This window comes from Pseudoalteromonas sp. BSi20311 (genome assembly GCF_000239875.1).
GTDB lineage: Bacteria > Pseudomonadota > Gammaproteobacteria > Enterobacterales > Alteromonadaceae > Pseudoalteromonas.
In genome coordinates, this window is the sequence record NZ_BADU01000181.1 from 1 (window position 1) to 26,912 (window position 26,912).

The following is a 26,912-nucleotide window of genomic DNA, read 5'->3' on the forward strand; positions in this document are numbered from 1 at the left end:
AATAACTACCTAAGTAATTATTCTGTTGGTCACTCAGTTTAAATTGAGACTCTAAATTTGTTTGCCTCGTTACTTGCTCAATAAAGAACGAAGTAGCTTGGCTGTTAGAACTCAATCTGTACGAGTGCCCACACAGATGATTGCTTTATATTGTTAAAGAACGTTGCGATTAAAGCGTTAAACTTTATCTCGCTAGGGCTGCGAATATTACGCTTTCCTATTTTTTTGTCAACACTTAATTTTGTTAAACTTGAAAGTTTTAAAACTAAGTTTTACTCAACTCACTGAGTAGCTCGTGCCTCGCTATGCGTTGCGCTCTGCCGTCTCAGTGGGGTCGCATTATAGGGAGATCCGAAAACAGATCAACCCTTTTTTGAAGAAAACTTAAAATAAATGACTGTTCGCTTGATATTTAGACTAAACGCTTAAAAAGACAACTAAACCTAATCATATTTCGCCTTTAAAGCTATAAAAACTTATTTTTTGGAAAATCTTTTCATAGTTATTGTAGTTCTTACCAAGAAAAAAATTGTTTAGCTTTATATGGCCATTTAGATTAGTGGCGAATAAGTACATCAGACAAGGGCTCTACTATATAAAGTTAATGAGCTATTAGTGGTATCAACTATTTCGAACTTTTTTATGTCCATAACTATAAACTGTAAAAGCCGTTACATAGTCATGTGTTTATTAGTCTAAATAGCTTTGCTTATAAATAGAAAGATAGCAGTCCTAAACGCTCGCATTATGACTCGTCGATTCTAGTTAGGCTATTTTATTAGATGAAAGGAATGAGAATAAATTTGCTATTAATAATAGAGCTAAAAGCTTTATTCATTTTGTGTGAATTTTAGATATTAAAAAGCCGAGCATAAGCTCGGCTTTTTGGTGTCTCTTTAAGACTTACTCTGCAGACTGCGCGTCTTCTTGAACTTCTTCGCTCGCCGCTGGGCGACCAACTAGTTCAATATAAGCCATTGGTGCATTATCACCAGCACGGAAGCCACACTTAAGAATACGAGTGTAACCACCTGGACGATCCGCATTACGAGGACCGATTTCACTGAATAACTTACCAACTACTTCATTATCACGCGTGCGAGCAAACGCTAAACGGCGATTTGCTACACTGTCAGTCTTAGCCAGTGTGATTAAAGGTTCAATTACACGGCGTAACTCTTTCGCTTTAGGCAAAGTAGTTTTGATGATTTCATGTTTCACCAAAGAACCTGCCATATTGCTGAACATCGCTTTACGATGGCTACTGTTACGGTTTAATTGACGACCACTCTTACGATGGCGCATGACCCTATCCTTCTAACTAAACTAATATAGTGATTTAGATTATTCAGCTAGGCTTGCAGGCGGCCAATTTTCTAGGCGCATGCCTAGAGAAAGACCACGTGAAGCTAGCACGTCTTTTATTTCAGTTAGAGACTTCTTACCTAGATTAGGCGTTTTAAGAAGCTCAACTTCAGTGCGCTGAACTAAATCACCGATATATTGAATTTGCTCGGCTTTCAAACAGTTTGCTGAACGTACTGTTAATTCAAGATCATCAACTGGACGAAGTAGAATAGGATCGAATTCTGGCTTCTCTTCTTTCTCTTCTGGCTCAGTTACATCACGTAAATCTACGAATGCATCTAATTGCTCAGCTAAGATAGTAGACGCACGGCGGATCGCTTCTTCAGGATCTAAAGTGCCGTTTGTTTCCATATCAATGATTAACTTGTCTAAGTCTGTACGTTGCTCAACACGGGCTGATTCAACCGAGTACGCAATACGTTCAACTGGGCTGAATGATGCATCAAGCAGCAATCGACCAATTGGACGCTCATCGTCATCAGAGGATAAACGACTAGATGCCGGCACATAACCACGACCACGCTCAACACGAATACGCATGCTGATCTCGCTGTTATTTGTTGTTAAATTACAAATAACATGATCTGGGTTAGCAATTGTTACATCGCCATCGTGCTGAATATCTGCCGCAGTCACAGGGCCTACACCAGATTTAGTCAGGGTCAGAAAAACTTCATCTTTGCCTTCTAACGTTACCGCTAGACCTTTAAGGTTTAGTAGTATTTCAATGATGTCTTCTTGTACGCCTTCTTTCGCGCTGTACTCATGCAATACACCGTCGATTTCAACTTCAGTTACTGCACATCCAGGCATAGATGATAACAGTATACGGCGTAAGGCATTACCCAAAGTGTGACCAAAGCCACGCTCGAGTGGTTCTAAAACTACTTTAGAACGCGTTGGGTTGATAGCGTCGATATCGACTAACCTTGGTTTTAGAAATTCTGTAACAGAACCCTGCATTTTATCCTCTCTTAACTCTTAACTTTACTTAGAGTAAAGTTCGACGATTAGTTGTTCATTAATGTCCGCAGACAGATCTGAACGCTCAGGTAGGCGCTTGAAGCTACCTTCCAATTTCTTACCGTCAACTTCAACCCAAGTCGGCTTTTCACGTTGCTCAGCCAACTCTAGAGCAGCGATGATACGTGCTTGTGTTTTAGACTTCTCACGGATTACAACAGTATCTTCTGGAGTAATTACGTATGAAGGAATGTTCACAACACGACCATTAACTAGAATCGCTTTGTGGCTTACTAACTGACGTGCTTCAGCGCGTGTGCTAGCAAAACCCATGCGATATACAACATTGTCTAAACGTTGCTCTAAAAGCTGTAACAAGTTTTCACCTGTATTACCTTTAAGGCGAGCAGCTTCTTTGTAGTAGTTACGGAATTGCTTTTCTAATACACCGTAGATACGACGTACTTTTTGCTTTTCACGTAATTGTAAACCGTAATCAGATAAGCGTCCTTTACGAGCGCCGTGCTGACCAGGTGCAGTCTCAAGTTTACACTTAGAGTCGATAGCTCTTACGCCGCTCTTAAGGAACAGGTCAGTACCTTCACGACGACTCAGCTTGAGCTTAGGGCCCAAATATCTTGCCATGTTATTTCTCCTAACCTATTGTTAAACGCGACGTTTCTTCGGTGGACGACAACCATTGTGTGGTATTGGCGTCACGTCAGTAATGTTGGTGATACGGTAACCAGCAGCATTCAAAGCACGTACAGCAGATTCACGACCTGGACCTGGACCTTTAATGAAAACTTCTAGATTTTTTAAACCGTATTCTTGAGCAGCAGTACCTGCACGCTCTGCAGCAACCTGAGCAGCAAATGGAGTAGATTTACGTGAACCACGGAAACCTGAACCACCGGCAGTAGCCCATGATAGTGCATTACCTTGACGGTCGGTAATCGTTACAATAGTGTTGTTGAAAGACGCATGAACATGAGCCATACCATCAGCAACTTGCTTTTTAACCTTTTTACGACGAATTGGTGTCTTAGCCATTTTACTATCCCCTTATCGCTTAATAGGCTTACGAGGACCCTTACGGGTACGCGCGTTAGTCTTTGTTCTTTGACCACGAAGTGGTAAAGAGCGACGGTGACGTAGGCCACGGAAACAACCAAGGTCCATAAGGCGCTTGATATTCAAAGTAACTTCACGACGAAGGTCACCTTCTACAGTGTACTTGCCAACTGCTTCACGCAATACGTCAAGTGTTTCGTCTGAAAGTTCACCGATTTTTGTGGTCTCGGCGATACCAGTCGCTTCTAAGATAGCCTTAGAGCGAGTCTTACCTATGCCATAAATAGCTGTTAAACCAATAACTGCATGTTTATGATCAGGGACGTTAATGCCAGCGATACGGGCCACTAACACATCTCCTATATTTGAATTTGGTAATCATCTGTTTGAAAAGCCCGTAAGGATACTCAAACGAAGACCAAATCACAACTAAAAACACAGGCCGAGAAACCTCAGCCTGCACGACTGTTTACTTAGCCTTGCCTTTGCTTATGCTTAGGCTCACTGCAAATTACGCGTACTACACCAGCACGTTTAATAACTTTACAGTTACGGCATATTTTCTTAACGGAAGCACGTACTTTCATTGCTCAACTCCGTAAACTGACCTTATCGACCGTAGCCTTTAAGGTTCGCTTTTTTCAGCACAGAATCATACTGATGTGACATCAGATGCGTCTGTACTTGTGCCATAAAGTCCATGATTACTACAACGATAATCAAAATTGATGTACCGCCGAAATAGAATGGCGTTTGCCATGCCATAGTCATGAATTCGGGCACCAGACAGATAAAGGTTATATACAAAGCACCTGCCAATGTCAGGCGTGTCATCACTTTATCAATGTATTTAGATGTCTGCTCACCTGGACGAATACCTGGGATAAATGCGCCAGATTTTTTCAGGTTGTCTGCTGTTTCACGCGGGTTAAAAACCAACGCTGTGTAGAAAAAGCAGAAGAAGATGATAGCCGCAGCTAAAACCATTGCATACAAAGGCTGACCTGGAGTCAACGTTGTAGCAATTGCTTGTAGCACATCAGCAACCGGACCTTCACCCTGGCCGAACCAGCTTGCAATTGTACCAGGGAACAGAATTATACTGCTAGCGAAGATTGGTGGAATAACACCCGCCATATTTACTTTCAGAGGTAAATGCGTGCTTTGAGCAGCAAATACTTGACGACCTTGTTGACGCTTGGCGTAGTTAACAACGATACGTCGTTGACCACGTTCAAAGAATACAACAAGATAAGTAACAGCGAATACTATAACCGCAACCATCAACAGTACAAAAACATTCAAATCACCTTGGCGCGCCATTTCGGCTGTCGAACCAATAGCAGACGGCAGGTTAGCTACAATACCAACAAATATTAGAACTGAGATACCGTTACCGATACCGCGTTCTGTTATCTGTTCGCCCAACCACATAAGGAACATAGTACCGGTTACTAAACTCACCACTGCGGTGAAATAGAATCCCATACCTGGGTTAACAACTAACCCGTTCATCATGCCCGGTAAGCTAGTAGCAATACCGATTGATTGGATAGTAGCAAGCACAAGCGTGCCGTAGCGTGTGTACTGGCTTATCTTTTTACGCCCTTGCTCACCTTCTTTCTTAAGCTCTATAAACGGCGGATACATATGCGTTAATAGTTGCGTAATAATCGAAGCCGAGATATACGGCATGATACCCAGTGCTAACACTGAAGCTCGCTCAAGCGCACCACCGCTAAACATGTTGAACATCTCAACAATGGTGCCCTTTTGTTGCTCGAAGAAATCGGCAAGTACAGCGGCGTCAATCCCAGGGATCGGCACAAATGAACCTAGACGGTAAATTATGATAGCACCCAATACGAAGAGTAATCGGCGCTTCAATTCCGAAAGTCCACCTTGTGCACTTTGTGTATCTTGACCTGGTTTAGCCATTAGTACTTCCTTAGTCTTCTACCTTGCCTCCGGCAGCTTCGATAGCTTCGCGTGCACCTTTAGAAGCCTTAAGGCCTTTAACGGTAACAGCGCGTGAAACTTCGCCAGATTTAACAACTTTAACGAACTGAACGTTCTTTTTAACTAGACCAGCTGCTTGTAACGCGCTTAGGTCTACCACATCGCCTTCAACTTTAGCGATTTCGTATAGGTTAATTTCTGCAGATACTAAAGATTTGCGAGAAGTGAAACCGAACTTAGGTAGACGACGTTGCATAGGCATTTGACCGCCCTCAAAACCAACGCGTACTTTACCGCCAGAACGTGATTTTTGACCTTTGTGACCACGGCCACCAGTCTTACCAAGACCAGAACCGATACCACGACCAACACGTTTTGGAGCAGTTTTTGAACCTGCAGCAGGTGAAAGTGTATTCAAATGCATCGAATTACCCCTCTACCTTAACCATGTAATAAACCTGGTTGATCATACCACGCACACATGCTGTGTCTTCTAACTCGACAGTGTGATTGATACGACGTAAACCAAGACCGCGTAATGTAGCTTTATGCTTCGGTAAACGACCGATAGAGCTTTTTACTTGTGTTACTTTTACAGTTTTATTAGCCATGGTTTACCCCAAAATCTCATCTACTCGAAGACCACGTTTTGCAGCGATCGACTGAGGAGAATTCATGTTCTCAAGAGCTGAGATCGTTGCACGTACAACGTTGATCGGGTTAGTAGAACCGTAACATTTAGAAAGTACGTTCTGCACACCAGTCACTTCAAGTACTGCACGCATAGCACCACCTGCAATGATACCAGTACCTTCAGATGCTGGTTTCATAAACACTTGTGAGCCAGCATGACGTCCTTTAACAGGATGCTGTAATGTGTTGCCATTTAGGTCTACGTTGATCATGTTACGACGTGCTTTTTCCATTGCTTTTTGAATAGCAGCTGGAACTTCACGTGCTTTACCATAACCGAAACCTACTTTACCTGCGCCATCACCAACTACAGTTAGTGCAGTAAAGCTAAAGATACGACCACCTTTAACTACTTTAGACACACGGTTCACCGCGATTAGCTTTTCAGCTAAATCAGGCTGTTGTTGCTTTGCTTCTACGTTAGCCATTGTCTACTCCTAGAATTGCAAACCGGCTTCACGCGCAGCATCCGCTAGCGCCTTCACACGGCCGTGATATTTAAAGCCACTGCGATCAAAAGCAATCTTTTCGATGCCTTTGTCAGCCGCACGTTCAGCAACCGCTTTACCAACTGCTTGTGCAGCTGCAACGTTGCCTGTGCCTTTAACTGTTTCGCTAATAGCTTTCTCAACAGTAGAAGCAGCAGCCAGTACATTACCCTCAGCGTTTACAACTTGAGCGTAAATGTGACGTGGCGTGCGGTGGATAACAAGACGCGTTGTGCCTTGTTCAATATAATTTCTACGAGTGCGTTTAGCACGACGTAGACGAGCTGTTTTTTTATCCATCGTCTTACCTTACTTCTTCTTAGCCTCTTTACGGCGTACATTCTCATCTGAATAACGAACACCTTTACCTTTATAAGGCTCAGGTTTACGGTATGCACGAATGTTAGCAGCTGTTTGACCAACTAACTGCTTGTCTACGCCCTTAACTAGAACTTCTGTTTGGCTTGGAGTTTCAATCGTAATTCCTTCAGGAACTGCGAAATTAACTGGGTGCGAGAAACCAAGAGTTAAGTCTAAAACTTTGCCCTTAGCTGCAGCACGGTAACCAACACCTACTAACTGAAGTTTCTTCTCGTAACCTTCATGCGTACCAACAACCATGTTGTTGATTAGAGCGCGAGCAGTACCTGCTTGTGCCCATGCATTGGCTACGCCTTCACGAGGTAAAGTTGTAATAACGTTGTCGTTAACTTGTACTTCAACAGCATTGTTGATAGTACGAGTAAGTTCACCGTTTTTGCCTTTAACTGTGATTTCCTGGCCTTTTAATGTAACTTCTACACCGGCAGGAACGTTTATTGGTGCCTTTGCTATGCGAGACATAGTTCCCCTCCGATTAAGCTACAAAACCAATGATTTCACCACCAACGCCTGCACTACGTGCTGCGCGGTCTGTCATTAGGCCTTTAGAAGTTGATACGATAGCGATACCTAAACCACCCATTACCTTCGGTAATTCGTCACGTCTCTTATAGATACGTAGACCAGGGCGACTTACACGCTGGATATTTTCAATAACAGCTTTGCCTTCGAAGTACTTTAACTCGATAGAAAGCTCAGGTTTAACATCACCACTTACTGCGAAGTCTGCGATGTAACCTTCATTTTTTAATACATTAGCTACTGCTACTTTCAGTTTCGAATTAGGCATCGTTACAGATACTTTCTTCGCTGACTGACCGTTACGGATTCGTGTAAATAAATCCGCGATAGGATCTTGCAAGCTCATAGTCTTACTCCCATGATTCTATTACCAGCTAGCCTTTTTAAGGCCAGGAATTTCACCGCGCATAGCTGCTTCGCGAACTTTAATACGGCTCATGCCGAATTTGCGAAGGAAACCATGTGGGCGGCCCGTAATGTTACAACGATTACGTTGACGTGCAGGGCTAGAATCACGAGGTAAAGCTTGTAGCTTAAGTACCGCGTCCCAACGATCATCTTCAGATGTATTAACATCACTGATGATAGCTTTTAGTGCTGCACGCTTTTCAGCGTACTGAGCAACTAGTTTAGTGCGCTTTGCTTCGCGCGCTTTCATAGAATTCTTTGCCATAACCCTACCCTTATTTCTTGAATGGGAAGTTAAACGCTTCTAACAACGCACGGCCTTCCTCATCTGATTTCGCAGATGTAGTGATTGTGATATCCATACCGCGTACACGGTCTACTTTATCATAATCAATTTCTGGGAAGATGATTTGTTCACGTACGCCCATGCTGTAGTTACCACGTCCATCAAAAGACTTAGCACTTACACCACGGAAGTCACGGATACGTGGGATAGCGATTGAAACCAAACGCTCAAAAAAGTCCCACATACGCTCGCCGCGTAGGGTTACTTTACAACCAATCGGGTAACCTTCACGCACTTTGAAGCCAGCAACAGATTTGCGTGCTTTAGTGATTAAAGGTTTCTGACCAGAGATAGCTTCTAGATCCGCAACAGCGTTATCTAAAATCTTCTTGTCAGCTAAGGCTTCGCCCACACCCATATTTAATGTGATCTTCTCGATCTGAGGGACTTGCATGACAGAGCTGAAACCAAACTTCTCTTGAAGTTCAGCAACTACTTTGTCTTTATATACTTCATGCAGTTTCGCCATCATTCTACTCCAACTATTAGATAGTTTTACCAGTAGATTTAAAGATACGTAATTTCTTACCATCTTCAATCTTGAAACCTACACGATCTGCTTTGCTCGTTTCCGAGTTGTAGATCGCAACGTTTGATACGTCGATAGACGCTTCTTTCTCAACAATACCGCCAGCTTGGTTCAACTGTGGAACCGGCTTTTGGTGTTTCTTGATTAAGTTAATGCCTTCGACAAATACTCGACCAGACTCGGTTACAACTGAAAGCACTTTGCCGCGCTTACCTTTGTCTTTACCTGCTAGTACGATTACTTCGTCATCACGACGGATTTTTGCTGCCATGATAGACTCCTTACAGTACTTCTGGGGCTAGTGAAACGATTTTCATGAACTTTTCATTACGAAGTTCGCGAGTCACAGGGCCGAAAATACGAGTACCAATAGGCTGCAAGTTATCATTTAAGATAACAGCCGCATTGCTGTCGAAACGGATCAATGAACCGTCTGGACGACGAACGCCTTTTTTGGTACGCACAACTACCGCGTTTTTAACATCACCTTTCTTCACTTTACCGCGAGGAATCGCTTCTTTTACAGAAACTTTAATGATATCGCCAATCGCTGCATAGCGACGGTGTGAACCACCAAGGACTTTTATACACTGCACTTTGCGAGCGCCGCTGTTATCAGCAACTTCCAGCTGAGTTTGCATTTGGATCATGTTAATGACCTCCGGTGTAGTAATTACAACTTGTCTTAAATTTGTTTAAAATCAAGACATTTCGATTGAATTCCACTCAAAAAACATACTAGATGTCTCTTAAGGGCGGGCAATTGTATCAGCATTGAGGAGGGAGTGGTAGGTTATTTTTTAATTAATTTAATGCAGAGGCTAAATTAGAAACTGGTTTTTTATGCTATCTATCTAAATTACAGGTGGTTATAAAACAAACAAGGCACCTTTACGGTGCCTTGTTTTATATCAGTAATTAAAATTAGCCAAACAAACCTTTTAATTTGTCTTTAATTTTGTCTTTAGCTTTTTCTTTTGCTTCGTCTTTAACCGCACTGCCTATATCTAATTTTATGCCAACATCATGAAATGGGCCTTTTATCCTCAGGGGAATTTTAAAGCCAGTGCTATCATCGGTAGTACCCTGACCTTCAATAGAATCAACTAAACCTGTTACTAGGCGGTAATTAACCTGAGTTTGCGGTAAATCAACGTCTCCTTCACCTGAAATACGTATTAAGGGGCTGATCAACGATAAATCAGTATTTTTGCCTACGCCATTGGTAAAGTTAAAACTACCAGAAAGTGCAGAGAAATCTGTTTTCTCAGATTCCTCAAATCCTGTATCTAATCCCTCAGACACGGCATTAAAGTTGCCTTTAACTAGCTCTTTCCCCTTACGCACCATTTCTGCTACGTTTGCTCCCTTAACTGCACCATCAGCGAACTTGAATCCTAGTTTACCATTAAGCGCGTTAATAAACGTTTTTTGGCTTTGCCCTGCTGTGGTTAGATTCCAGTTTAAAGAGCCCTTGCCCATTAGCTTATCAAAGCCTGCAGCATCGCTAAGTAATGGCTGTGCGTCTATTTTATCTAAATCGAAGTTGGTTGCTATTTTATAAGGGGTATTTTGAGCATTGATAGTCACCACCCCTTTACCTGTTCCTTCATAAGCCGCAAAGCTGTCTAAACTTAATTTAGCAACGCTATTTTTTAGTGCCACAGTAAACTGGTTGGCGCCGAGTTTAATATCGTTCGCTTTTAAGCCACTTGAACGGACAATCACATTTGCATCTAATGCATTCAAGCCACTTAAATCAATTTTAGTATCATCCCACACTATTGGCTCTGCAGGCTTAGAGTCGTCTTTTGCTGGGACTTCTTTTTTAGCTACGGTTTCAGGTAAGTAAGGATTTAAATCAAGCATGCCTAAGTCAATATCAGCATTAACAGCTAAGCGACTGCCTAAATTTAACTTACTTTTACCTTTAATCTCGAGTGCATCGAGCGTTGCTACTAATTCAGTTAAGTTAAACTCTTCACCGAGTAAGTGCATTTCGGCATTGATGCTAAAGGCGTTAAACGCATTGTTTTTAGCGTTTAAGTCAACTCCTTGCCAGTTAGCAATATTTTTAACCGAATCACCGTTAAGTGTTAAAAGTCCTTTAATGTCTTGGCCTTGTTTGGCTATGCTGCCATCAAACATTAGATCTACTAAACGTGAGTTAAGCGTTTGCTTTACATTAAATGTGGCGCCTTCAATCGCTTTTGCTGGTGTATTAAGTTTTACATCAAGCTCAAATCGCTCTTGCATATAAGTAATAGCACCGGTTACTTCAAGCTGTTTACGCAGTGAAGGCAGTAATATAGCCAGTTCTAAATCGCTAATTTGTTGTTTAGCACCCGTTTGACCATCTAAATAAGTAAATGACCCGCCATAAATAGCGACTTCACCTAATTGAATATCAAAGTTTTCAGGTAGTTTGACTGCCTCTCCCGCTTGAGTTTGTTGCTCTGGTTGCTTGGCCACTGCATCAAATAACTGCCAGTTTGCTTTGCCGCTTTTATCGGTTTCTAGCAAAATATCAGGCTCATTAATTACAAACTTTTCTAGCTTTAGTTCGCCACCGAGTAATGAAAGCCAAGGAATATGAACAGCAAGTTGCTGCATACTTGCCATATCAGCGCGAGAGCCACTGGGCATATTGGCAAAATGCACATCACTAAGCTCCAGCTTTAATGCAGGAAATACACTGAGGGTTTTATCTCCCTTTATCGTTAATGTGCGCCCAGTTGTTTTTTCTACCTGCTCAGACACTTTATTAAAAATGGTATCGGTAGGAATTAAAAATGGTGCAGCAACAATTAACGCTATGCATAGCAATAATATGACACCAATAACTTTAAATAAGGTCTTCATGATCATCCTTTCAAACGTGCAAATAATGTTCTTATCATAGCGGGAGTTAGCGCCAAAAGCATTGCCCAATAACTAAAAATCTACTTTCCTACATTCTAACGTGGGTATATGAATTGTAACTGAAACATTTTGATACCTTTAGGTTACAAAAAAATATTGACCAAATGATACCTACAGGTTACATTGATACCTACAGGTTACAAAATATAAATTAACACTTCCACAGGATGGACTTTATGAAACAACAAGATATTAAAACTGAAGAAAAACTTATGAGTCAGAACGCATGGTTTTCGGTGTTTATGGGTATCACTTTACTAATAATCAGTGGCTACCCAATTATCGGAAACACGTCAGCGCCGTTGCTGATTTTAGGAAGCGCCGCATTTCTTGGTTCTTTCCTTATGTTTGTAATTAGAGGTGGCTTTACATGGAGAATGAAATATCACCTTACTTATAAAGATGAATACTTAAATACTATAGATACTATTGCTTATAAACATGTTGTATTAGCATTGTTATTTAGTATGGGCACGGTTTATTTATTCTCTGAAGGCCTAACTTTACACATATCTCATAGCATGATGGCTACTTTTTACCTTGCTATTATGTGTTTGGCATACGGAATTTCTATTTTTTGGCAAAGCCGTGATTAGGAGTTAATGTGCAAAATCATATAGCTGAATTTCGTAAAAAGGCAGGGCTTTCACAGCAAGAGCTTGCTGATGCTATTAATGTATCACGCAAAACCATTAGCACGGTAGAAACGTCACGCTTTACTCCTTCAGTGACCATTGCTTTGAAAATAGCTCGGCAGTTTAATACTACTGTGGAGCTATTATTTACACTGGAAGAAGTAGATTAAAGCTTTTAAATGCAATCTTGTGTTAATTAACTTACCAAGATTGCATCCCCTGTATTCTCCGGTATGATGCACGCCCCTGTTGCTGCTGGCTTATTTAAGCTAAAATGAAGCGACTAAAAAGTATATCTAACCGGAGAGTCTACAAGGCATGAAGAAACTGCTAATTTCACCGTCAAAAATGGCATTAGGCGAGCAAGAAAGTCAAATTTATCAAAATATTCTGAAGCAATCTTCAGAGCTAAGCCTAAACCTGATGGCTGTGAAAGTGGAAAACCATCCAGAAGACTTTTTAGGTTGGTGTTATGAGCTATTAAGTGCAAGCCGCGACCGTATTAATTACGACTTACTCGAAACCCAACAATTACCACTATTAAAAAAGCTGCATGACCAACTTATTTCAGCCATTAGCTTTTTACAGTTAAAAACATTACGGGTAGCACCTTGGCCAGTAGTGAGTATGTTTGTAGATCAACATAAAGAACTGGTGGCACTTGATGAGCAGCTACGTTTAACTACTTATATTGCAGGCCTACGTGAAAAGCCGTTAAAAGAGATGATCCCTGAAGACTTACTCGCTTTTAGCGGTAAGCATATGGCATCACTCGATCCGAGTACTTATAACTTTGATGTAGAATGGTTTGCCTCTACCAAAAGCGCCAAAGGTTTTCACCAGATGCTGGCTGACCTGCCAGGTGCCTTCGACGATGCGCTTAGCAACATTCCACTTGAGGGTGATGTAGCCCAAACAAATTATCAGCAATTTGTAGTTGCTTACTTGAGTGCATTTAATGGTAGTGATGAAAAACCAACACTGGCACCTGCCACCCGCTTATTAGCAATGCGCCGCCCTGATGTATTTACACCAATAAGCAATAGCCGCTTAGATGCACTTTGCTCAGCTTTAGGTATCACCAAATTAAATAACCGCGACTTTGAGCGTTATTGGCAAGATGTAGTACAAAGTATTCACGCTATGTCATGGTTTAAAATGGCCAATGCTGGTAGTGAACTAGAAACACAGTTGGTGGATATTAAAGCGCTTATACCTTGCTTTTTCTATTATGCAGATACTAATACTGCAGATAACTCTAACTACATTAAGCTACTTAATAAACCTACACGTAGCACTTCTAGCAGCAGTAAAGCGCCACGCCGAGGCAAAGAATCTGCTGAGATTTTAGTGGATCGCGCGCTTGCTGCTGATGATATTCCAGAACATATTCGTGCTAAACGTGACTCTATTATTAGCGAAGTACAAAAAGGCCGCGGTGTTAACGAAACAATTACCCTAATGCGTGCCATTTTTGGTTAATTAACCCACAAGAAAAATAAAATAGCCTAGCAGCGCTTTGATGGTGCAGCTAGGCTATTTTTTGCACCAGCAAAGTGAACCTGCTAAATAATTACTTTTCTATCCCTACCTCATATTATTTTCAATACATTGTTTTAAATAGTAAAAATAATTTATAAACGAATAAGTTTAATTTGGCACACACAGTGCAAATACCCCATTAGTAACATAATAAAATGCCGCCAAACAAAAGGTTGTAGTCGTTCATAATAAAAAGCCTTGGCGTGCAAAATCATACAATGGGAAATGAGACATGCTAAAACTACAAAAAACAATATTGATCAGTGCATTGGCATTAACAGGAATGACATCAACTACTGCATTTGCTGAAGTAACAGCAAATGCAGCAGCCACTTCAAACTACTTATGGCGCGGACAAGAGCAAACTGGTGGCGATGCTGCTGTATCTGGCGGTATTGATTACGCTAATGAATCTGGCTTTTATGCGGGTACTTGGGCGTCAAATGCGTCTTGGGCCGATGAAATGACCTACGAACTAGACTTATACGCCGGTTTTGGCGGCGCAATTAATGAAAGCGTGAGTTATGACGTAGGGTATATCTATTATGCGTATCCTGATGCGGCATCAGGTGCCGATGCTGATTTTTCAGAAGTTTATGGCAGCATTAGTGTGCAAGGTTTTACATTTGGTGCAGCCGTACTTGCAACATCTGCAGCCAGTGGTGATGGTACTGATTTTGGTGATTCATTGTATTTAAATGCCGATTACAGCTTCGCTGTTGGTAGCAATGGCACAGAAATGGCGCTACACATAGGGCATTACTCAGGCGATTTCATCGGTGATGATAATATTATTGATTATGGTGTATCGGTGTCTAAAGATGGTTTTACTTTTGGCCTATCAGATAACGACATGGACGGCTCAGATGTAAAAGCTTATGTAGCCTACGCTGTCGACTTTAACCTATAAAAAGAATGTGTTACTTGCTGCAACACTAAGGGCCGAAAGGCCCTTTCTCATGTTTAAACTACCTAAAAAAAAGTTGTTAAAAAAAACAATAAGATAACATTTAAATTCTAAATCACGATTAAGGATTATTATAAATTTATCAAAGACATTTACCGCTATTTTAGCAATTACCCTAATTACAATGAGCTGATTAAGTTATGCAACCATGACATGCAGTTGTACATCAGGTAGCATGACCGTTGTGCATGATAGCAATACTGTTAGTTACTCTTGCTCTGATGGTGGTCGTGTTACTTGCATGATAAAGTTAAATTAAGCGTTATTTAGAAAGGCGTATGCCTTTCTCTTCTAAGGATAGTAAAATGAAATACGTATTTTTAATTGCACTTGTTATTGTCACCGCTGTAGGTATTAGTATTTTAAATACAGAGCAGCCTTCAAAACCTCCGCTAACCCACATACAATCAACTGATGAAGCAGTTCTTAGTAATGAAAACGCTAAGCCTCCAATTGAGCCAAATACCCTATTAAGTAAAGCCTCTGCACCATCTGTCAAACAGCACAAAGTTGTAGATCAAAAAGTGGCAACGATATCTAAATCATCTACTTCAAACCCTCATGTTTTCTCTGAAGAGTTTGTTTCAACTGAGGATGGAAAAGAATTTGTTTCAAAAAAAGCATTGGACGACGTATTTAAAAATGATACTTCAATATTACTGCAGCGCATGTCTGATATTGAATACTCTGAAATAGCACAAATACGTAAAGATAAGCTAAATGAGTTTATTCTAAATGAATTAAAAGACGTGACTATTTTACAGCAAGATCTCGAGTGTGCAGGGAAGGTTTGCGCACTAGAACTTACTTATACACAAAGTAGTAATCAAGCATCTATTGAGACTCTTTCAAGTTTTTCTAAAAACTATTCTTTTCAGCAATTTACTGAAACCGAAAATGGTGATAAAAAATTAAAAGCCCTTTATATTGCAACAGATAACCCTAGCGGTTTAAGTTTATCTGATAGCTAATTAGATATGTGGCTGTATTTACCTCAAATACAGCCACATAACAATTAAATTTCACTCCTGATTAATCAACATATTGAAACTACCTAATAGCTATAGAGCTTAGTAATACGCACTTTACACTCTACTTTTTATAACACACCACCTTTTGTTAACAATCGGTTACAATTGAGTGAAATTAGTACCTGCTTTTTCCTATATTATTAATCTACTCATTGGTATCAATTGTTTACCAACCCACAAATAGGTTATTAAGGAATAATAATGAAGTCATCTAACGCGCTTTCTGCTTGTATCGATATTTTTATCAGCCCAAGCAAGGCTTTTAACGGGCTAAAAGAAGCTAAAGGCTGGTCTTGGCTTGCTTTTGCACTTCTCGCACTTACTCTTGCAGCCTCTGCTTATACATTTTATGCCACTGCAGACTCACAATTTATTTTAGACCAGCAGGTTGCTGCAGCGAGTGTGGATGCCACAATCGGCGAGAAAAAAATGATTCGTCAAAGTATGGAACAAAGCCTCGATAACCAAGTGTGGTTTGCAATTGGTGGTGGGATTTTCGGCCTTCTTTTTATTAATGCACTCCTATCTGGGTATTATATGCTGATATCCAAGCAAGACCCTGATGCTAATTACGGCTATGGTGCGTGGTATGGTTTTGGTGTTTGGAGCATGATGCCGATGATTATTTCAAGTTTAGGTGTTGTTGCGCTAGTTCTTACAGCCAGTAACAATGAATTACCTATTAGTTTGTTTAATTATGCATCGATAAATCAGTTATTGCTGGGGTTAGAGCTTGGGGATAGCTTTTACACCATGATGGAAAGTTTAAGTATTTTTAGTCTTTGGAGCATAGCTTTGGTTGCTATTGGCCTAAAATGTTGGACTAATTTCAGCTTTAATAAAGCACTTCTTTTTGCGGCGCTACCGACCATTATGATTTACAGCATCTGGACAATTATTATTGTTGCTTAAAGGAATGTAGGTAAACTTTTTTGCCTACTCATTAAATACGGAAATAAAAATGAAAAAAGCGATTATCATTACCCTAGCAATTGCAGCTTTTATTGCTCTTATTGTATCAAAGCAAATTACTGGCGATGAAAAAGCACCAGAAGTAAATGTTGCACAGGTTGAGCAAGGTAGTATTGCAGACTCCATTATGGCCTCTGGCAATTTAGTCTTTAATACTCAAGTGCAGTTACGTTCAGAGGTAACCGGGCGAGTCGATAAGGTCTTTGTTGAAGAAGGGCAAAGTGTAAAACAAGGCGACATTTTAATGCGCTTAGATACCACTGCTTTTGAGTCAGAAGTAACACGTAATAAAGCGGTATTACGAGCTAGCGAAATAGAAATAAAACACAGTAAAACACGCCTTTTAAACATCGAACGTCAATTAAAGCGTCAAAAAGAACTTTATGACGTAGGCCTAGCTGGGCAAGAAGTATACGAGAACTTACAAAATGCACGCGACCTTGCCAAAATAGATATTGAAGCCAGAGTAGAGTCTTATAATCAAGCAAAAGCCTCTCTTTCAATCGCTGAAGATAGACTCAGTAAAAGTGTATTTCGTGCTCCAATGAGTGGCCTGCTCGCCTCAGTAAATATTAAAGAAGGCGAAACCGTTATTGCCGGCACCACTAATATTATTGGCTCAGATTTAATGCTGGTTGCCGACCCAAGCGCTATTTTGGCTGAGCTGAGAGTTGATGAAACTGATATTGCTGGGATTAAACTAGACCAGCATGCTGATATTTATGCTGCTGCGTACCCTAATCAACCATTCACTGGCAAGGTCATTAACATTGGAACATCAGCAAAAAATCAAGCAGGTTCACAAGGTTTATCATTTCGAGTGAAAGTGTTACTTGATAACACCGACAGGCAACTATACGCAGGTATGAGCTGCCGTGCAGAAATCGCAACAAGCCTCGCAGTGAATGGCTTAAAGCTCCCTATCGAAGCCGTACAAAAAGAAGATGATAAGACGTTTGTATGGCGTTTAAACGACGATAACACTGTAAGCAAAGCCTATGTAGAAGTGGGTATTTCTTCAGATATAGAGCAAGCCATTACCCAAGGTTTAAATAAAGGGGAGCGAATTGTTATTGGCCCTGCACGCCCTATCAGTAAGCTAAAAGAAAATGATACGGTAAAAGTTAAGCAATCAACTGCCAAGGATGCGCAATAATGTCGGCGGTAATTAAGCTTGAGCATATTAACAAGCAATACAAAATGGGTGAGCAAATTTTTAAAGCCCTTGATGATGTAAACGTGGTCATTAATGAAAACGAGTACGTTGCTATAATCGGCCCTTCAGGTTCAGGTAAGTCAACGTTAATGAACTTATTGGGTTGCTTAGATACTCCGACTACTGGGGATTACTTTTTAAAAGATAAACTTGTAAAAAGTATGACAGAAACCGAGCTCGCTCATCAGCGTAACGAAAGTGTTGGCTTTATTTTTCAGAGCTTTAACTTACTTCCGCGTGCGTCGGCACTTGAAAATGTGATGCAGCCTTTGGTTTATAGGTTTATACCCGCAAAACAACGTAAACAGAAAGCCTTGGATGCCTTAAAACGAGTTGGCCTTGGCGACAAAGTTAGCCATTTATCGAGCCAACTCTCTGGTGGGCAACGCCAGCGTGTTGCAATTGCCCGTGCCTTAGTCACAAAACCGCATATTTTACTCGGTGACGAACCAACCGGGAATCTAGACAGCAAAACCACCACTGAAATTATGGCGCTATTTGATGAGCTACATAATGAAGGCCACACCATTATTTTGGTAACTCACGAACAAGAAATTGCAGATCATTGCCAGCGAGTTATTCGCTTAGTTGATGGCAAGGTAGTGAGCGATGTGCGTAAAGGTGAAGGAGACAAACAGCATGTTTAAATCTGCTATTGCAATTATGGAAGGAACAAAAGCAGCACTAATGGCCATTAAAGCCAATGCCATGCGAAGCGCACTCACTTGTTTAGGGATTATAATTGGGGTTGCCGCGGTTATTACAGTGGTAGCCGTTATGCAAGGCTTTACTAAGCAAATTAACGATCAACTCGCAGATATGGCACCTGATGTAACCACAATTAAACCCTTTACCAGCATTGAACAAGAAATGGTGGGTAAAAACGCTAAACTCACTTACAACGATTTTTTAGCCTTAAAAGCACGTGTTAAAGAGGCTGAAACACTCACTGCACTGATGTTTACTTGGCGTTTTTCTGGTGGCGCTGAATATGGAAATAAAAGCCACTCATCACGAGTAATGGGTACAGAGCAAGATTACCAAAAAGCGTATAGAACCTTTCCAGAACTTGGGCGCTTTATTCGCGCCGAGGATGATGAAAAGCGCCGTCGAGTCGCTTTTATTGGTCCATCCATTATTGAAAAGCTAAACCTACCAAAAAACCCTGTAGGCGAATATATTAAACTTGGCGGCGAATGGTTTAGAATTATTGGTGTTGCTGAAAAACAAGGTAGTTTATTGGGGTTCGATCAAGACGATTATATTAATATTCCCATCAGTACCATGAGCGCATTAGAGGGTGCAAGTAGCAGCAGTAATGTACAAATTATGTTTAGACTCAAAGAAGACAGTGATGAAGAATTGGTACTTGCTAAAATCACTCGCATTTTACGCCAATTACATAAACTAAAAGACAATCAAGAAAACGACTTTGAATTTGAAACAGCTGAAAAAGCACGCGCTAATGTTGATAAATTTACAGGTAGCGCTACAGCAATTACCGCAGGGATTGTAGGTATCAGTCTTGTAGTTGGCGGTATTGGTGTAATGAACATTATGCTTGTATCTGTCACCGAGCGTACCCGCGTTATTGGTACATTAAAAGCGCTTGGTGCAACACCTGGGTTTATTATGCTGCAGTTTTTAGTCGAAGCTGTAGTACTTTCATTATTTGGTGGTTTAATTGGCTTAGCCATTGGCTATGGGGGTGCTGCACTCATTTCTTTTATGGTACCTAGCATGCCAGACGCTTACATACCTGGCTGGGCAATCATGTTGTCGTTTGGCTTTACCTCGCTAATTGGTATTGTATTTGGTTTAGCCCCAGCGATAAAAGCAGCAAGACTGAATCCAATTGATGCTTTACGTTATGAATAACCGCTCTGAATAGCAACCTGTTTGCTTATAATTGCACCCTAAAACAGCTTACTTCATTGTTTTAGGGTACATATTAGGTTCACTTATCTATTGGCTAGGCCTTGCTACGTGATATAAATACTTTTGCTCAGCGCGGGTTTACAAACTTAAACAGATCAAGCCTTTACTGTAACTTTAAACCAAATACTCTAATAATAAGAAGCGAACAGCCATGCAAGATCACAAAAGCCAACCATTAACCGATTTTATAGAATACCCGCCAGAGGAAATGCTCGCTCGTGCGAATGAGTTTTTACAAACGAGCCAACGCCGCCATAGTATTCGCAGCTTTAGTAATCGCCAGGTGCCAAAAGAAGTCATCGAAACCTGTATTAAAGCGGCAAGTACAGCACCTAGTGGTGCAAACCACCAGCCTTGGCATTTTGTAGCCATTAATAGCGCAGATGTTAAAAAGCAAATTCGTGAAGCAGCCGAGAAATTAGAACGCTCATTTTATGAAGGTCGCGCAGGCGAAGAATGGCTTGATGCATTAAAACCATTAGGCACCGATGCTAATAAACCCTATTTAGAGCACGCATCATGGTTAATTGCAGTGTTTAGTCAAAAAAAGGGGGGTGTAAATACGGACGATAAAAACACTAATTACTATGTGCATGAATCAGTAGGGCTGGCCACTGGTTTTTTAATTCAAGCACTACACCGAGCAGGCCTTGCAACCCTGACCCACACACCAAAACCGATGAGTTTTCTAACCGATATTTGTGGGCGTGATAAAGACAACGAACGCCCTTATATGTTACTTATTACCGGTTACCCAGATGAGCATGCAACAGTGCCGCTGCACGCCCTAGATAAAAAGTCGATTGATGAAATTGCGAGTTTTATTTAGTCGCTTTGACTTGGCATGTAATCAACAGCAAGTACATCACCCTCTTTTAGGCCTGCTATTACGTGTTGCTGGTTATTTATAATACTGCCTAAACGCACGAAACGTTTAACCAGCGTTTCGTTTTCAAGTACATACACCATATTGAGCTGACCAAACTCATGCACCCAACGTGGATCAATTAATACACCTTGGGTACTTTTTATTGGTAACTGTAGTTGAGCATAAAGGCCTGGCATTAAACCAAGTTGCGCATCGGCTTCTAAACGAATAAGCAAGCTGCGCGCCGCGTTATCTGCCACTGGTACAATTTCGCTCACCGTTGCGGGTGTTGTTATATCTAGAGAAGGTAATACCACATTTAAACTGTCCCCGACTCTTAATTTTACTGCTTGTTGTTCACGTACATTAAATTCAAGCTGTAACTGTAATGGGTTATACAAAGTAATCAGCGGTTTACCGGGTGTTGCAGTATCGCCAGGTTCAGTTAGGCGCTCAACGACCACGCCCGAAATAGGGGCAGTAATACGCGTATAATTAAGCGATACCTGAGCTTGCGTTTGCTGTTGCTTAGCAACCGCTAAATTAGCGGTTAAGTTTTCAAACTTTGCTTTGGCGTCATCTAATTCACTAACAGATACTAATCCTTGCGCATTTAAATCAATCATTCTGGCTAGTTGCTTTTTAGCTTGCGTTAACGATGCTTGCACCGCATTAATATTTGCGCTGCTTTGCGCTAACGCCGCTTTAAAATCATCTTGCTTGAGCATAATAAGTAAGTCGCCCTTAGCGACTTTATCGCCAGCACGTACTTTTAACTGCTCAACCTGCGCCATAACATGCGATGAAATTTGCGTATTTTGTTTTGCTATTACACTACCTGGTACCTGCTCAGTGCCTGCAATACTTTGCAGTGTTACCGTTACTCGCTCACCTTGATAGTTCGTTATTTGTGATTCTTTTAAGCCTGCAGTTTGCTTGTCAGAAAAGCTGCCCGCCATATAAAGCACAGCCATAATAATGACAAATAACGCGGCCAATGTGCCTATAAATTTTGATTTACCCTGCATGCGCTTTATCCTCTGTGCTTGCAAACACTAAATAATAAACAAGCGGTACTACAAATAATGAAAATAATGTAGACGCCACAATGCCAAAAATAATCGCAATCGCGAGCCCGCTAAATACCGGATCGAGTGTGATCACTAAGTTACCTAATAAAGTGGTACCTGCGGTTAGGAGCACAGGGCGCATTCGCACCGTACCCGCTGCAACAAGCGCCTCTTTAATTGCCATGCCTTGGCCGCGAGCTTGATTAATAAACTCAACCAAAATAAGTGAGTTACGCACCACGATACCTGCAAGGGCAATCATGCCTATCATCGCTGTGGCAGTAAATAATACCGGCTCTGGGGCTCCAGCTATAGAGCGCTCACCAAACTGATTTAACAGCCAAAAACCTGGCATTATGCCTATTACTGTTAACGGAATAGCTGACATGATAATCAGCGATAAACTCGCCGACTGTGTTTGTACCCGTAAAATTATAAATATAGCACTGAGCGCAAACGCAAAGGCAATGCCCATATCTCTAAATACATCAATGGTTATGCGCCATTCCCCCTCGCCGCTAAAGCTGACATGGGTTCCTTGTGGTAGTTGCCATGGGGCTGTTCCGCCATTATTAAAAAAGTGACGACCTACCCACGATGTTTTAACAAACTCATCGTTTGATACATTTAAATCAGCATTCACATCAGCAATCACTTCCGCTGGTGTGCGCCCATTAAGCTCAGCCATAACATAAATCACGTCGCGCTGATCTTTACGAACAATCGCTTTAGCAACATGATGTTGTGTAAATTCACCGAGTTCTGAAAGCGATACTAACGGCCTTGGCGCACTGCTTAAACCAAACTCGTTACTGGTTTTAGCTAAATCTCTGTCGCCCCTAACCTGAAGTGCAAGTAATTGCGAAAGCTGATTTCGCTCGCTGTACGGTAGCTGTAATTTAATATCAACGGGCTCTGTTTCATTGCTCACATAAAGTACACCCACGTTTTCACCTTGAGAGGCAATACTGAGTGTTTGTGCAATATTTTGAGTTGAAACCGCACTGAGTGCGGCCTTGGTTTTATTGGTAACAAAGCGCTGTAATGGCGAGGGTGCCACCATTGAGGTATCGACTTCAACTACATGAGGCTCTTGCTGTAAACGCGCAGCTAGCTGCTGGGCAGCGTGAGAATGTGTTTGCTCATCAACAAAAGCATCTCGGTAAACCTCAGCAACTAAGGTACTCAGTACCGGCGGCCCTGGTGGTACTTCAACCACTTTTATTACAATGCCATCGGTTGCTAGCATCGCGAGCTGTTCGCGAAGGCGCATAACTACTCCATGCGATTGATGATCGCGCTCAGACTTATCCACTAACAATACCCTCAGCTCGGCGAGATTCGCTGCCTCACGGCGATAATAACCACGCACCATGCCATTAAAATCCATACTAGAGGGCTGCCCAACATAGGCCGCTATTTCACTTACTTCATTTAACTGCCATGTGAGGGTTTGAACCTGCTTAGTAAATGCAGCCGTGCTCTCTAGATTAGTACCCTCTGGCATATCTATAAGTACTTGCAGCTCATTTTTATTGTCAAAAGGCAGGAGCTTTAATGGTACCAAGCGCATCACGGGTAACATGGCGCTGATAATAAACAATCCTAACGTTATCCATAGCACCCATTTAGCTCGCATTTTTGAGGCGAGTAGTGGGCTGAGTAATCTTTGGTATAAACCCGCTTTAGGTTCAAGATCAGGTTGTTCAAAGGTGTTTGGTTTAAGCAATTTCATGGCCAGCCAAGGAGTGACAAAAAAAGCTACCAAAGTAGACACCATGACACTAATGGGCACGTTAAACGCCATAGGTGCCATGTATGGCCCCATCATGCCGGTAATAAACGCCAATGGAATAAACGCCACCATTATAGTGAGTGTTGACATAAGCAAGGCATTTCGAATTTCGCTCATTGCGCCAACAACATGCTGTTTTTTATCGCCTTTGTTATTTATAAAGCGACTAATATTATCAATACCCGTGATTGGGTCGTCTACCAGTAAGCCTAATGATAAAATAAGCGCAAATAAGGTCACCCGATTAATGGTGTAACCAAATGCAAAATCTAATGAGAGTGTAATGCCATAACAAATAGGAACCGCCAGCCCAACCACCACGGCAGGGCGCCAACCTAAAAACACGCCAACAAATATCACCACAGTAAACACCGCAAACACTAAACTTGATGTGAGGTTATTTACTTTTTCATTAGCAGTTTGGCCATAATCTCTAAGTACTGTATAGCTAACTTCTGGTGGCAGTAAGGTATTTGCAAGTTCATTCATCATAGTATGAACATTACCAGCAACAGCAACCGCATTAGTCCCTGTTTGCTTGGCTACGCTTAAAGTAACCATAGGCAACTGCTGCTGTTCAGTAGATTGCGCTAACCATTGGTAATGCTCAGTTTCACTAGGGCCATCGCTGACTGTTGCAATGTCCATCAAGTAAACACTTTTACCATTAACCACATTAACAACTAATTGCTCTACCGCTGATTGTGTTCTTAGTACATCACCTGCCTGAATAGCAATTTTCTGCTGATTATCAACCACACTCCCTACCTGAGTGAGTTGGTTTGATACATTTAATGCGTAAAAAACATCGTTTACCGTGGTTTGATGGGCAGCCAGTGCGCTGGCATTTAAATTGATGGTAAGAGTCCGCGTACGCCCCGAAATTACTTTAACTTCACTGGTATGCTCAATGCGTTGTAAACTATTAGCAATTTCGTTAGCAAAACGGGTTAGTTCATAATCACCATAGAGTTGCGGGTCTTTACTGTAGAGGCCTAACATCACAATCGGCACGTCATCTACTTCTATTGGACGAATTTGCCAACTTTTGATCACCGATGCCATTGTATGCTGATAACTATTCAGTTTTGCATAGGTATCTAAAATTGCTTGTTCGCGGTTGTGCCCTACTTCAAAGCGCAGCGTAACCACTGTACTGTTAGTTTGTGTGGTTGAGTAAATATGCTTCACTCCCACCAACTGAGCCAGTAACTTTTCGAGCGGTTGTGTTACTAACCTAGCGACTTCAGGCGCCTCAACGTTAGGTGCTGATACATAAATATCGAGCATGGGCACAGTAATTTGTGGCTCTTCTTCTCGAGGTGTCTGATTTAGTGCAAATACCCCAAGCAACAAAGACATCACAAAAATAACAACCGGAATGCGACCACTTAAACTACTTTTTACCGCATTGTCTATTAAGCTCATTGCACTTAGTCCTTACAAAATAACCCATACAAGGTACCAAGCAAGACGACCGCATTTTCATCAATGACACGATAATAAATTGTTTGGCTCTCGCGGCGCGTAGCCACAATATTTGCTTTACGCAGCGCTGCTAGGTGCTGAGATAACGCAGACTGCGCTAATGGCACGGCTTCATTAAGCTGTGATACGCTCATTTCTGAATCTTGCAAAGAACATAAAATCATTAAGCGATTTTTATTGGCTAAAACTTTTAATAGCTGCTCGGCTTGTTCTACATTGCCGGCCATGGCAGTAAAGTCAATATTCATACTATGCTCTTATTCTAAAATAGAGCCTGAGTATAGGACGTTAGATTAGAAAAGTCTAATATTAGATTTTACTAATATAGGTATATCTAATATAGTGGCTGTACTGAATTAAATAACTGGCCTACTATAATGAAACTAAACAATGCACTCAGACTAATCGCTGGCATAATGATTATTGTGTCGCTTTTATTGCAAACTTATCACGATCCTAAGTGGATTTACTTTACAGCTTTTATCGCAGTAAATTTAATTCAATCAGCTTTTACTAGCTGGTGCCCAATGATCACTCTATTACGCAAACTTGGCTTTAAGGAATAAACACCATGCTTACCCCTATTCCCGATTTACTAAAAATAATTACTCCTAATCAGCGCCGTATTGATGCCGAACAAGCAAAGAAAGAGCTTGAGCAAAATAAAGGATTGTTGATTGATGTACGAGAACCCGCTGAACATGCCACCAAAGCAGCTATAGGCGCTATAAACATTCCTCGCGGGCTACTTGAAATGAAACTTATGGAAATAGAAAAAGACGCAGCCCGTCCTATTTACTTACATTGCGCTAGTGGCGCGCGTGCAACATTAAGTGCTGAAGCGCTGACCCGAGTAGGCTACGAAAACGTGACAGTTATTACCTGTAAAGCAGAAGATGTTTGTCAGGCATTTTAAATGCTAAGAATTAAATTACTCGGCGATCAACCGATCGCTGAGTATTAATTTATCCCTCGTATTACTTTTTCTCATCCAACAACGTGACTAGCATTTGTTCGATATTTTTTACACTGTAGGTCAGCGAGCGAATCAGTTCGACTTGGCTTTGTGATTCATCTTGCTTGGCTTTAGCAGGTTGTTCTGCTGTGAGGTTATCTTTTTGAGTTAAAATGGCTTCACGAAATTCACTGGCATCAACTACCCCCAATAAAGATACCAATGCGCCTTGCCCCGACTGCCCTGCGGTTTCAAAGCTTAAACGGTATAAGCCAAATAGTCGCATAAGCGGCCCTTGGCTTAATCCGACATCAGTGATTTTTTCAAGCGGGATGGACTTTTCTTCTTTAAAAAATATACCGCACTTCACCACCAGCTTTCGCTCTAATAAATCAGCCGACATAGCGGCTAATATTCGCCCAGCGACTAGCCATACAATAATCAAAATTACTGGTATAAATAAAATAGTCACCAGAGGAAAAACACTGCATATTGCCGCTAAACACAGCCAATATTGTTTTACTTTGTTATCAAAGTTCGCGCTTTTTAGCACTGTTTGAGTCATATGTGGATTCTACATTTAATTTCGATAAGAACAAAAATACGCCAATTGGAAAAGCGACGCAATATCTATCACATATCGCAGCGTTACGTGACTTACTACTTTAATTTACATCGCTACAAACTTTTAAACACTAACTTACACTTTGCGATGACGGATCTCGTTACACTCACCCACCTCTATTTACGCAACAAACCTACAAAGGTAAACATGAATACTT

At 41.3% G+C, this 26,912-nt stretch carries 34 protein-coding genes; 12 read left to right on the top strand and 22 right to left on the bottom strand.

From position 1 onward, the window contains the following. Window positions 1–903: 903 nt before the first annotated feature. The 18 genes from rplQ to P20311_RS17630 all read right to left on the bottom strand — a co-directional run bounded on the left by rplQ (window position 904) and on the right by P20311_RS17630 (window position 11,593). Window positions 904–1,305, bottom strand: a complete 402-nt coding sequence (gene rplQ / locus P20311_RS17545; protein ID WP_008115370.1) for a 50S ribosomal protein L17 — start codon at window positions 1,303–1,305, stop codon at window positions 904–906. Window positions 1,306–1,344: 39 nt separating this feature from the next. Continuing rightward, complete coding sequence (rpoA, locus tag P20311_RS17550) at window positions 1,345–2,331, bottom strand: DNA-directed RNA polymerase subunit alpha (protein WP_008115371.1); 987 nt, start codon at window positions 2,329–2,331, stop codon at window positions 1,345–1,347. A 24-nt stretch (window positions 2,332–2,355) separates the two neighbouring features. Further along, a complete protein-coding gene (gene rpsD, locus P20311_RS17555) occupies window positions 2,356–2,976 on the bottom strand; it encodes a 30S ribosomal protein S4 (protein ID WP_002959461.1) in 621 nt (206 codons plus the stop codon). Between the two features lie 21 nt (window positions 2,977–2,997). Further along, window positions 2,998–3,384, bottom strand: a complete 387-nt coding sequence (gene rpsK, locus P20311_RS17560; protein ID WP_002959471.1) for a 30S ribosomal protein S11 — start codon at window positions 3,382–3,384, stop codon at window positions 2,998–3,000. Between the two features lie 12 nt (window positions 3,385–3,396). Next, window positions 3,397–3,753 carry a 30S ribosomal protein S13 gene (rpsM, locus tag P20311_RS17565; protein WP_008115377.1) on the bottom strand — a complete coding sequence of 119 codons (357 nt, stop codon included), beginning with the start codon at window positions 3,751–3,753 and terminating at the stop codon, window positions 3,397–3,399. Between the two features lie 125 nt (window positions 3,754–3,878). Beyond that, window positions 3,879–3,992: a 50S ribosomal protein L36 gene (gene rpmJ / locus P20311_RS17570; RefSeq protein WP_002959476.1), complete on the bottom strand. Its 114-nt coding sequence runs from the start codon at window positions 3,990–3,992 to the stop codon at window positions 3,879–3,881. 22 nt (window positions 3,993–4,014) lie between these two features. Then, window positions 4,015–5,343 (bottom strand): preprotein translocase subunit SecY, encoded by a 1,329-nt coding sequence (secY, locus tag P20311_RS17575; protein WP_008115380.1) that lies wholly within the window; start codon window positions 5,341–5,343, stop codon window positions 4,015–4,017. 10 nt (window positions 5,344–5,353) lie between these two features. After that, a complete protein-coding gene (gene rplO / locus P20311_RS17580) occupies window positions 5,354–5,788 on the bottom strand; it encodes a 50S ribosomal protein L15 (RefSeq protein WP_008115382.1) in 435 nt (144 codons plus the stop codon). A gap of 4 nt (window positions 5,789–5,792) precedes the next feature. Beyond that, window positions 5,793–5,975, bottom strand: a complete 183-nt coding sequence (gene rpmD / locus P20311_RS17585; protein WP_008115384.1) for a 50S ribosomal protein L30 — start codon at window positions 5,973–5,975, stop codon at window positions 5,793–5,795. 3 nt (window positions 5,976–5,978) lie between these two features. Further along, window positions 5,979–6,485: a 30S ribosomal protein S5 gene (gene rpsE / locus P20311_RS17590; protein WP_008115387.1), complete on the bottom strand. Its 507-nt coding sequence runs from the start codon at window positions 6,483–6,485 to the stop codon at window positions 5,979–5,981. A gap of 9 nt (window positions 6,486–6,494) precedes the next feature. Further along, window positions 6,495–6,845: a 50S ribosomal protein L18 gene (gene rplR / locus P20311_RS17595; protein ID WP_008115388.1), complete on the bottom strand. Its 351-nt coding sequence runs from the start codon at window positions 6,843–6,845 to the stop codon at window positions 6,495–6,497. Between the two features lie 9 nt (window positions 6,846–6,854). Further along, entirely contained in the window at window positions 6,855–7,388 is a 534-nt protein-coding gene (gene rplF / locus P20311_RS17600) for a 50S ribosomal protein L6 (protein ID WP_008115390.1), read from the bottom strand. 13 nt (window positions 7,389–7,401) lie between these two features. After that, window positions 7,402–7,794 (bottom strand): 30S ribosomal protein S8, encoded by a 393-nt coding sequence (gene rpsH / locus P20311_RS17605; protein ID WP_008115392.1) that lies wholly within the window; start codon window positions 7,792–7,794, stop codon window positions 7,402–7,404. A 21-nt stretch (window positions 7,795–7,815) separates the two neighbouring features. Beyond that, window positions 7,816–8,121, bottom strand: a complete 306-nt coding sequence (gene rpsN / locus P20311_RS17610) for a 30S ribosomal protein S14 (RefSeq protein WP_006794245.1) — start codon at window positions 8,119–8,121, stop codon at window positions 7,816–7,818. Window positions 8,122–8,131: 10 nt separating this feature from the next. Beyond that, window positions 8,132–8,671, bottom strand: a complete 540-nt coding sequence (gene rplE / locus P20311_RS17615) for a 50S ribosomal protein L5 (RefSeq protein WP_010392500.1) — start codon at window positions 8,669–8,671, stop codon at window positions 8,132–8,134. A 16-nt stretch (window positions 8,672–8,687) separates the two neighbouring features. Further along, window positions 8,688–9,002, bottom strand: coding sequence for a 50S ribosomal protein L24 (rplX, locus tag P20311_RS17620; protein ID WP_004589210.1), 315 nt, complete (start codon window positions 9,000–9,002; stop codon window positions 8,688–8,690). Window positions 9,003–9,012: 10 nt separating this feature from the next. After that, window positions 9,013–9,381 carry a 50S ribosomal protein L14 gene (gene rplN, locus P20311_RS17625; protein WP_008115397.1) on the bottom strand — a complete coding sequence of 123 codons (369 nt, stop codon included), beginning with the start codon at window positions 9,379–9,381 and terminating at the stop codon, window positions 9,013–9,015. 274 nt (window positions 9,382–9,655) lie between these two features. Continuing rightward, entirely contained in the window at window positions 9,656–11,593 is a 1,938-nt protein-coding gene (locus P20311_RS17630; RefSeq protein ID WP_008115398.1) for an AsmA family protein, read from the bottom strand. Window positions 11,594–11,829: 236 nt separating this feature from the next. Between P20311_RS17630 and P20311_RS17635 the strand changes: the two genes are divergently transcribed. The 10 genes from P20311_RS17635 to P20311_RS17680 all read left to right on the top strand — a co-directional run bounded on the left by P20311_RS17635 (window position 11,830) and on the right by P20311_RS17680 (window position 20,783). Continuing rightward, complete coding sequence (locus tag P20311_RS17635) at window positions 11,830–12,249, top strand: hypothetical protein (RefSeq protein WP_008115399.1); 420 nt, start codon at window positions 11,830–11,832, stop codon at window positions 12,247–12,249. A gap of 8 nt (window positions 12,250–12,257) precedes the next feature. Then, window positions 12,258–12,458 carry a helix-turn-helix transcriptional regulator gene (locus P20311_RS17640; protein WP_008115400.1) on the top strand — a complete coding sequence of 67 codons (201 nt, stop codon included), beginning with the start codon at window positions 12,258–12,260 and terminating at the stop codon, window positions 12,456–12,458. 148 nt (window positions 12,459–12,606) lie between these two features. Continuing rightward, the gene (locus P20311_RS17645) at window positions 12,607–13,770 is read left to right on the top strand and encodes a hypothetical protein (protein ID WP_008115401.1); all 1,164 of its coding nucleotides are present in this window, start codon (window positions 12,607–12,609) and stop codon (window positions 13,768–13,770) included. 292 nt (window positions 13,771–14,062) lie between these two features. Further along, window positions 14,063–14,740 (top strand): TorF family putative porin, encoded by a 678-nt coding sequence (locus P20311_RS17650; RefSeq protein WP_008115403.1) that lies wholly within the window; start codon window positions 14,063–14,065, stop codon window positions 14,738–14,740. A gap of 362 nt (window positions 14,741–15,102) precedes the next feature. After that, entirely contained in the window at window positions 15,103–15,768 is a 666-nt protein-coding gene (locus P20311_RS17655; protein WP_008115404.1) for a hypothetical protein, read from the top strand. A 261-nt stretch (window positions 15,769–16,029) separates the two neighbouring features. After that, window positions 16,030–16,740: a YIP1 family protein gene (locus tag P20311_RS17660; RefSeq protein WP_008115406.1), complete on the top strand. Its 711-nt coding sequence runs from the start codon at window positions 16,030–16,032 to the stop codon at window positions 16,738–16,740. Between the two features lie 49 nt (window positions 16,741–16,789). Beyond that, window positions 16,790–17,956: an efflux RND transporter periplasmic adaptor subunit gene (locus P20311_RS17665; protein ID WP_008115408.1), complete on the top strand. Its 1,167-nt coding sequence runs from the start codon at window positions 16,790–16,792 to the stop codon at window positions 17,954–17,956. Next, window positions 17,956–18,663, top strand: a complete 708-nt coding sequence (locus P20311_RS17670; RefSeq protein WP_008115410.1) for an ABC transporter ATP-binding protein — start codon at window positions 17,956–17,958, stop codon at window positions 18,661–18,663. Before P20311_RS17665 ends, P20311_RS17670 begins: the two co-directional genes overlap by 1 nt. Next, the gene (locus P20311_RS17675; RefSeq protein ID WP_008115412.1) at window positions 18,656–19,894 is read left to right on the top strand and encodes an ABC transporter permease; all 1,239 of its coding nucleotides are present in this window, start codon (window positions 18,656–18,658) and stop codon (window positions 19,892–19,894) included. The genes P20311_RS17670 and P20311_RS17675 overlap by 8 nt, the downstream gene beginning before the upstream one ends. Window positions 19,895–20,105: 211 nt before the next feature. After that, the gene (locus P20311_RS17680) at window positions 20,106–20,783 is read left to right on the top strand and encodes a nitroreductase family protein (protein WP_008115414.1); all 678 of its coding nucleotides are present in this window, start codon (window positions 20,106–20,108) and stop codon (window positions 20,781–20,783) included. Here the strand turns inward: P20311_RS17680 and P20311_RS17685 are convergent. The 3 genes from P20311_RS17685 to P20311_RS17695 are packed head-to-tail and all read right to left on the bottom strand — an operon-like array spanning window position 20,780 to window position 25,423. Next, window positions 20,780–21,850: an efflux RND transporter periplasmic adaptor subunit gene (locus P20311_RS17685; protein ID WP_008115415.1), complete on the bottom strand. Its 1,071-nt coding sequence runs from the start codon at window positions 21,848–21,850 to the stop codon at window positions 20,780–20,782. The two genes, P20311_RS17680 and P20311_RS17685, sit on opposite strands and share 4 nt — an antisense overlap. Beyond that, window positions 21,840–25,115 (bottom strand): efflux RND transporter permease subunit, encoded by a 3,276-nt coding sequence (locus tag P20311_RS17690; protein WP_008115417.1) that lies wholly within the window; start codon window positions 25,113–25,115, stop codon window positions 21,840–21,842. Before P20311_RS17690 ends, P20311_RS17685 begins: the two co-directional genes overlap by 11 nt. A 5-nt stretch (window positions 25,116–25,120) precedes the next feature. Then, the gene (locus P20311_RS17695) at window positions 25,121–25,423 is read right to left on the bottom strand and encodes a helix-turn-helix transcriptional regulator (protein WP_008115419.1); all 303 of its coding nucleotides are present in this window, start codon (window positions 25,421–25,423) and stop codon (window positions 25,121–25,123) included. A gap of 129 nt (window positions 25,424–25,552) precedes the next feature. Between P20311_RS17695 and P20311_RS17700 the strand changes: the two genes are divergently transcribed. Both P20311_RS17700 and P20311_RS17705 read left to right on the top strand, forming a co-directional pair. Continuing rightward, entirely contained in the window at window positions 25,553–25,741 is a 189-nt protein-coding gene (locus P20311_RS17700; RefSeq protein ID WP_010392474.1) for a DUF2892 domain-containing protein, read from the top strand. Between the two features lie 5 nt (window positions 25,742–25,746). Continuing rightward, a complete protein-coding gene (locus P20311_RS17705) occupies window positions 25,747–26,091 on the top strand; it encodes a rhodanese-like domain-containing protein (protein ID WP_008115421.1) in 345 nt (114 codons plus the stop codon). A gap of 61 nt (window positions 26,092–26,152) precedes the next feature. On the opposite strand, the gene P20311_RS17710 is transcribed toward P20311_RS17705, so the two are convergent. Continuing rightward, window positions 26,153–26,695, bottom strand: a complete 543-nt coding sequence (locus tag P20311_RS17710; RefSeq protein ID WP_008115422.1) for a PH domain-containing protein — start codon at window positions 26,693–26,695, stop codon at window positions 26,153–26,155. Window positions 26,696–26,912: the final 217 nt, after the last annotated feature.

Bases quoted from the DNA above. Each gene is read 5' to 3' on its own strand.
- P20311_RS17700 (WP_010392474.1), top strand. From the start codon at position 25,553: ATGAAACTAAACAATGCACTCAGACTAATCGCTGGCATAATGATTATT.
- P20311_RS17670 (WP_008115410.1), top strand. From the start codon at position 17,956: ATGTCGGCGGTAATTAAGCTTGAGCATATTAACAAGCAATACAAAATG.
- rplO (WP_008115382.1), bottom strand. From the start codon at position 5,788: ATGCATTTGAATACACTTTCACCTGCTGCAGGTTCAAAAACTGCTCCA.
- P20311_RS17685 (WP_008115415.1), bottom strand. From the start codon at position 21,850: ATGCAGGGTAAATCAAAATTTATAGGCACATTGGCCGCGTTATTTGTC.
- rplQ (WP_008115370.1), bottom strand. From the start codon at position 1,305: ATGCGCCATCGTAAGAGTGGTCGTCAATTAAACCGTAACAGTAGCCAT.
- P20311_RS17630 (WP_008115398.1), bottom strand. From the start codon at position 11,593: ATGAAGACCTTATTTAAAGTTATTGGTGTCATATTATTGCTATGCATA.
- rpmJ (WP_002959476.1), bottom strand. From the start codon at position 3,992: ATGAAAGTACGTGCTTCCGTTAAGAAAATATGCCGTAACTGTAAAGTT.
- P20311_RS17675 (WP_008115412.1), top strand. From the start codon at position 18,656: ATGTTTAAATCTGCTATTGCAATTATGGAAGGAACAAAAGCAGCACTA.
- P20311_RS17650 (WP_008115403.1), top strand. From the start codon at position 14,063: ATGCTAAAACTACAAAAAACAATATTGATCAGTGCATTGGCATTAACA.
- rplF (WP_008115390.1), bottom strand. From the start codon at position 7,388: ATGTCTCGCATAGCAAAGGCACCAATAAACGTTCCTGCCGGTGTAGAA.
- rplX (WP_004589210.1), bottom strand. From the start codon at position 9,002: ATGGCAGCAAAAATCCGTCGTGATGACGAAGTAATCGTACTAGCAGGT.
- P20311_RS17710 (WP_008115422.1), bottom strand. From the start codon at position 26,695: ATGACTCAAACAGTGCTAAAAAGCGCGAACTTTGATAACAAAGTAAAA.
- P20311_RS17665 (WP_008115408.1), top strand. From the start codon at position 16,790: ATGAAAAAAGCGATTATCATTACCCTAGCAATTGCAGCTTTTATTGCT.
- P20311_RS17680 (WP_008115414.1), top strand. From the start codon at position 20,106: ATGCAAGATCACAAAAGCCAACCATTAACCGATTTTATAGAATACCCG.
- P20311_RS17645 (WP_008115401.1), top strand. From the start codon at position 12,607: ATGAAGAAACTGCTAATTTCACCGTCAAAAATGGCATTAGGCGAGCAA.
- rplR (WP_008115388.1), bottom strand. From the start codon at position 6,845: ATGGATAAAAAAACAGCTCGTCTACGTCGTGCTAAACGCACTCGTAGA.
- rpsD (WP_002959461.1), bottom strand. From the start codon at position 2,976: ATGGCAAGATATTTGGGCCCTAAGCTCAAGCTGAGTCGTCGTGAAGGT.
- rpsN (WP_006794245.1), bottom strand. From the start codon at position 8,121: ATGGCAAAGAATTCTATGAAAGCGCGCGAAGCAAAGCGCACTAAACTA.
- rplE (WP_010392500.1), bottom strand. From the start codon at position 8,671: ATGGCGAAACTGCATGAAGTATATAAAGACAAAGTAGTTGCTGAACTT.
- P20311_RS17660 (WP_008115406.1), top strand. From the start codon at position 16,030: ATGAAGTCATCTAACGCGCTTTCTGCTTGTATCGATATTTTTATCAGC.
- P20311_RS17635 (WP_008115399.1), top strand. From the start codon at position 11,830: ATGAAACAACAAGATATTAAAACTGAAGAAAAACTTATGAGTCAGAAC.
- secY (WP_008115380.1), bottom strand. From the start codon at position 5,343: ATGGCTAAACCAGGTCAAGATACACAAAGTGCACAAGGTGGACTTTCG.
- rplN (WP_008115397.1), bottom strand. From the start codon at position 9,381: ATGATCCAAATGCAAACTCAGCTGGAAGTTGCTGATAACAGCGGCGCT.
- rpsH (WP_008115392.1), bottom strand. From the start codon at position 7,794: ATGAGCTTGCAAGATCCTATCGCGGATTTATTTACACGAATCCGTAAC.
- rpsE (WP_008115387.1), bottom strand. From the start codon at position 6,485: ATGGCTAACGTAGAAGCAAAGCAACAACAGCCTGATTTAGCTGAAAAG.
- rpoA (WP_008115371.1), bottom strand. From the start codon at position 2,331: ATGCAGGGTTCTGTTACAGAATTTCTAAAACCAAGGTTAGTCGATATC.
- rpmD (WP_008115384.1), bottom strand. From the start codon at position 5,975: ATGGCTAATAAAACTGTAAAAGTAACACAAGTAAAAAGCTCTATCGGT.
- P20311_RS17705 (WP_008115421.1), top strand. From the start codon at position 25,747: ATGCTTACCCCTATTCCCGATTTACTAAAAATAATTACTCCTAATCAG.
- P20311_RS17690 (WP_008115417.1), bottom strand. From the start codon at position 25,115: ATGAGCTTAATAGACAATGCGGTAAAAAGTAGTTTAAGTGGTCGCATT.
- P20311_RS17695 (WP_008115419.1), bottom strand. From the start codon at position 25,423: ATGAATATTGACTTTACTGCCATGGCCGGCAATGTAGAACAAGCCGAG.
- P20311_RS17655 (WP_008115404.1), top strand. From the start codon at position 15,103: ATGAAATACGTATTTTTAATTGCACTTGTTATTGTCACCGCTGTAGGT.
- rpsK (WP_002959471.1), bottom strand. From the start codon at position 3,384: ATGGCTAAGACACCAATTCGTCGTAAAAAGGTTAAAAAGCAAGTTGCT.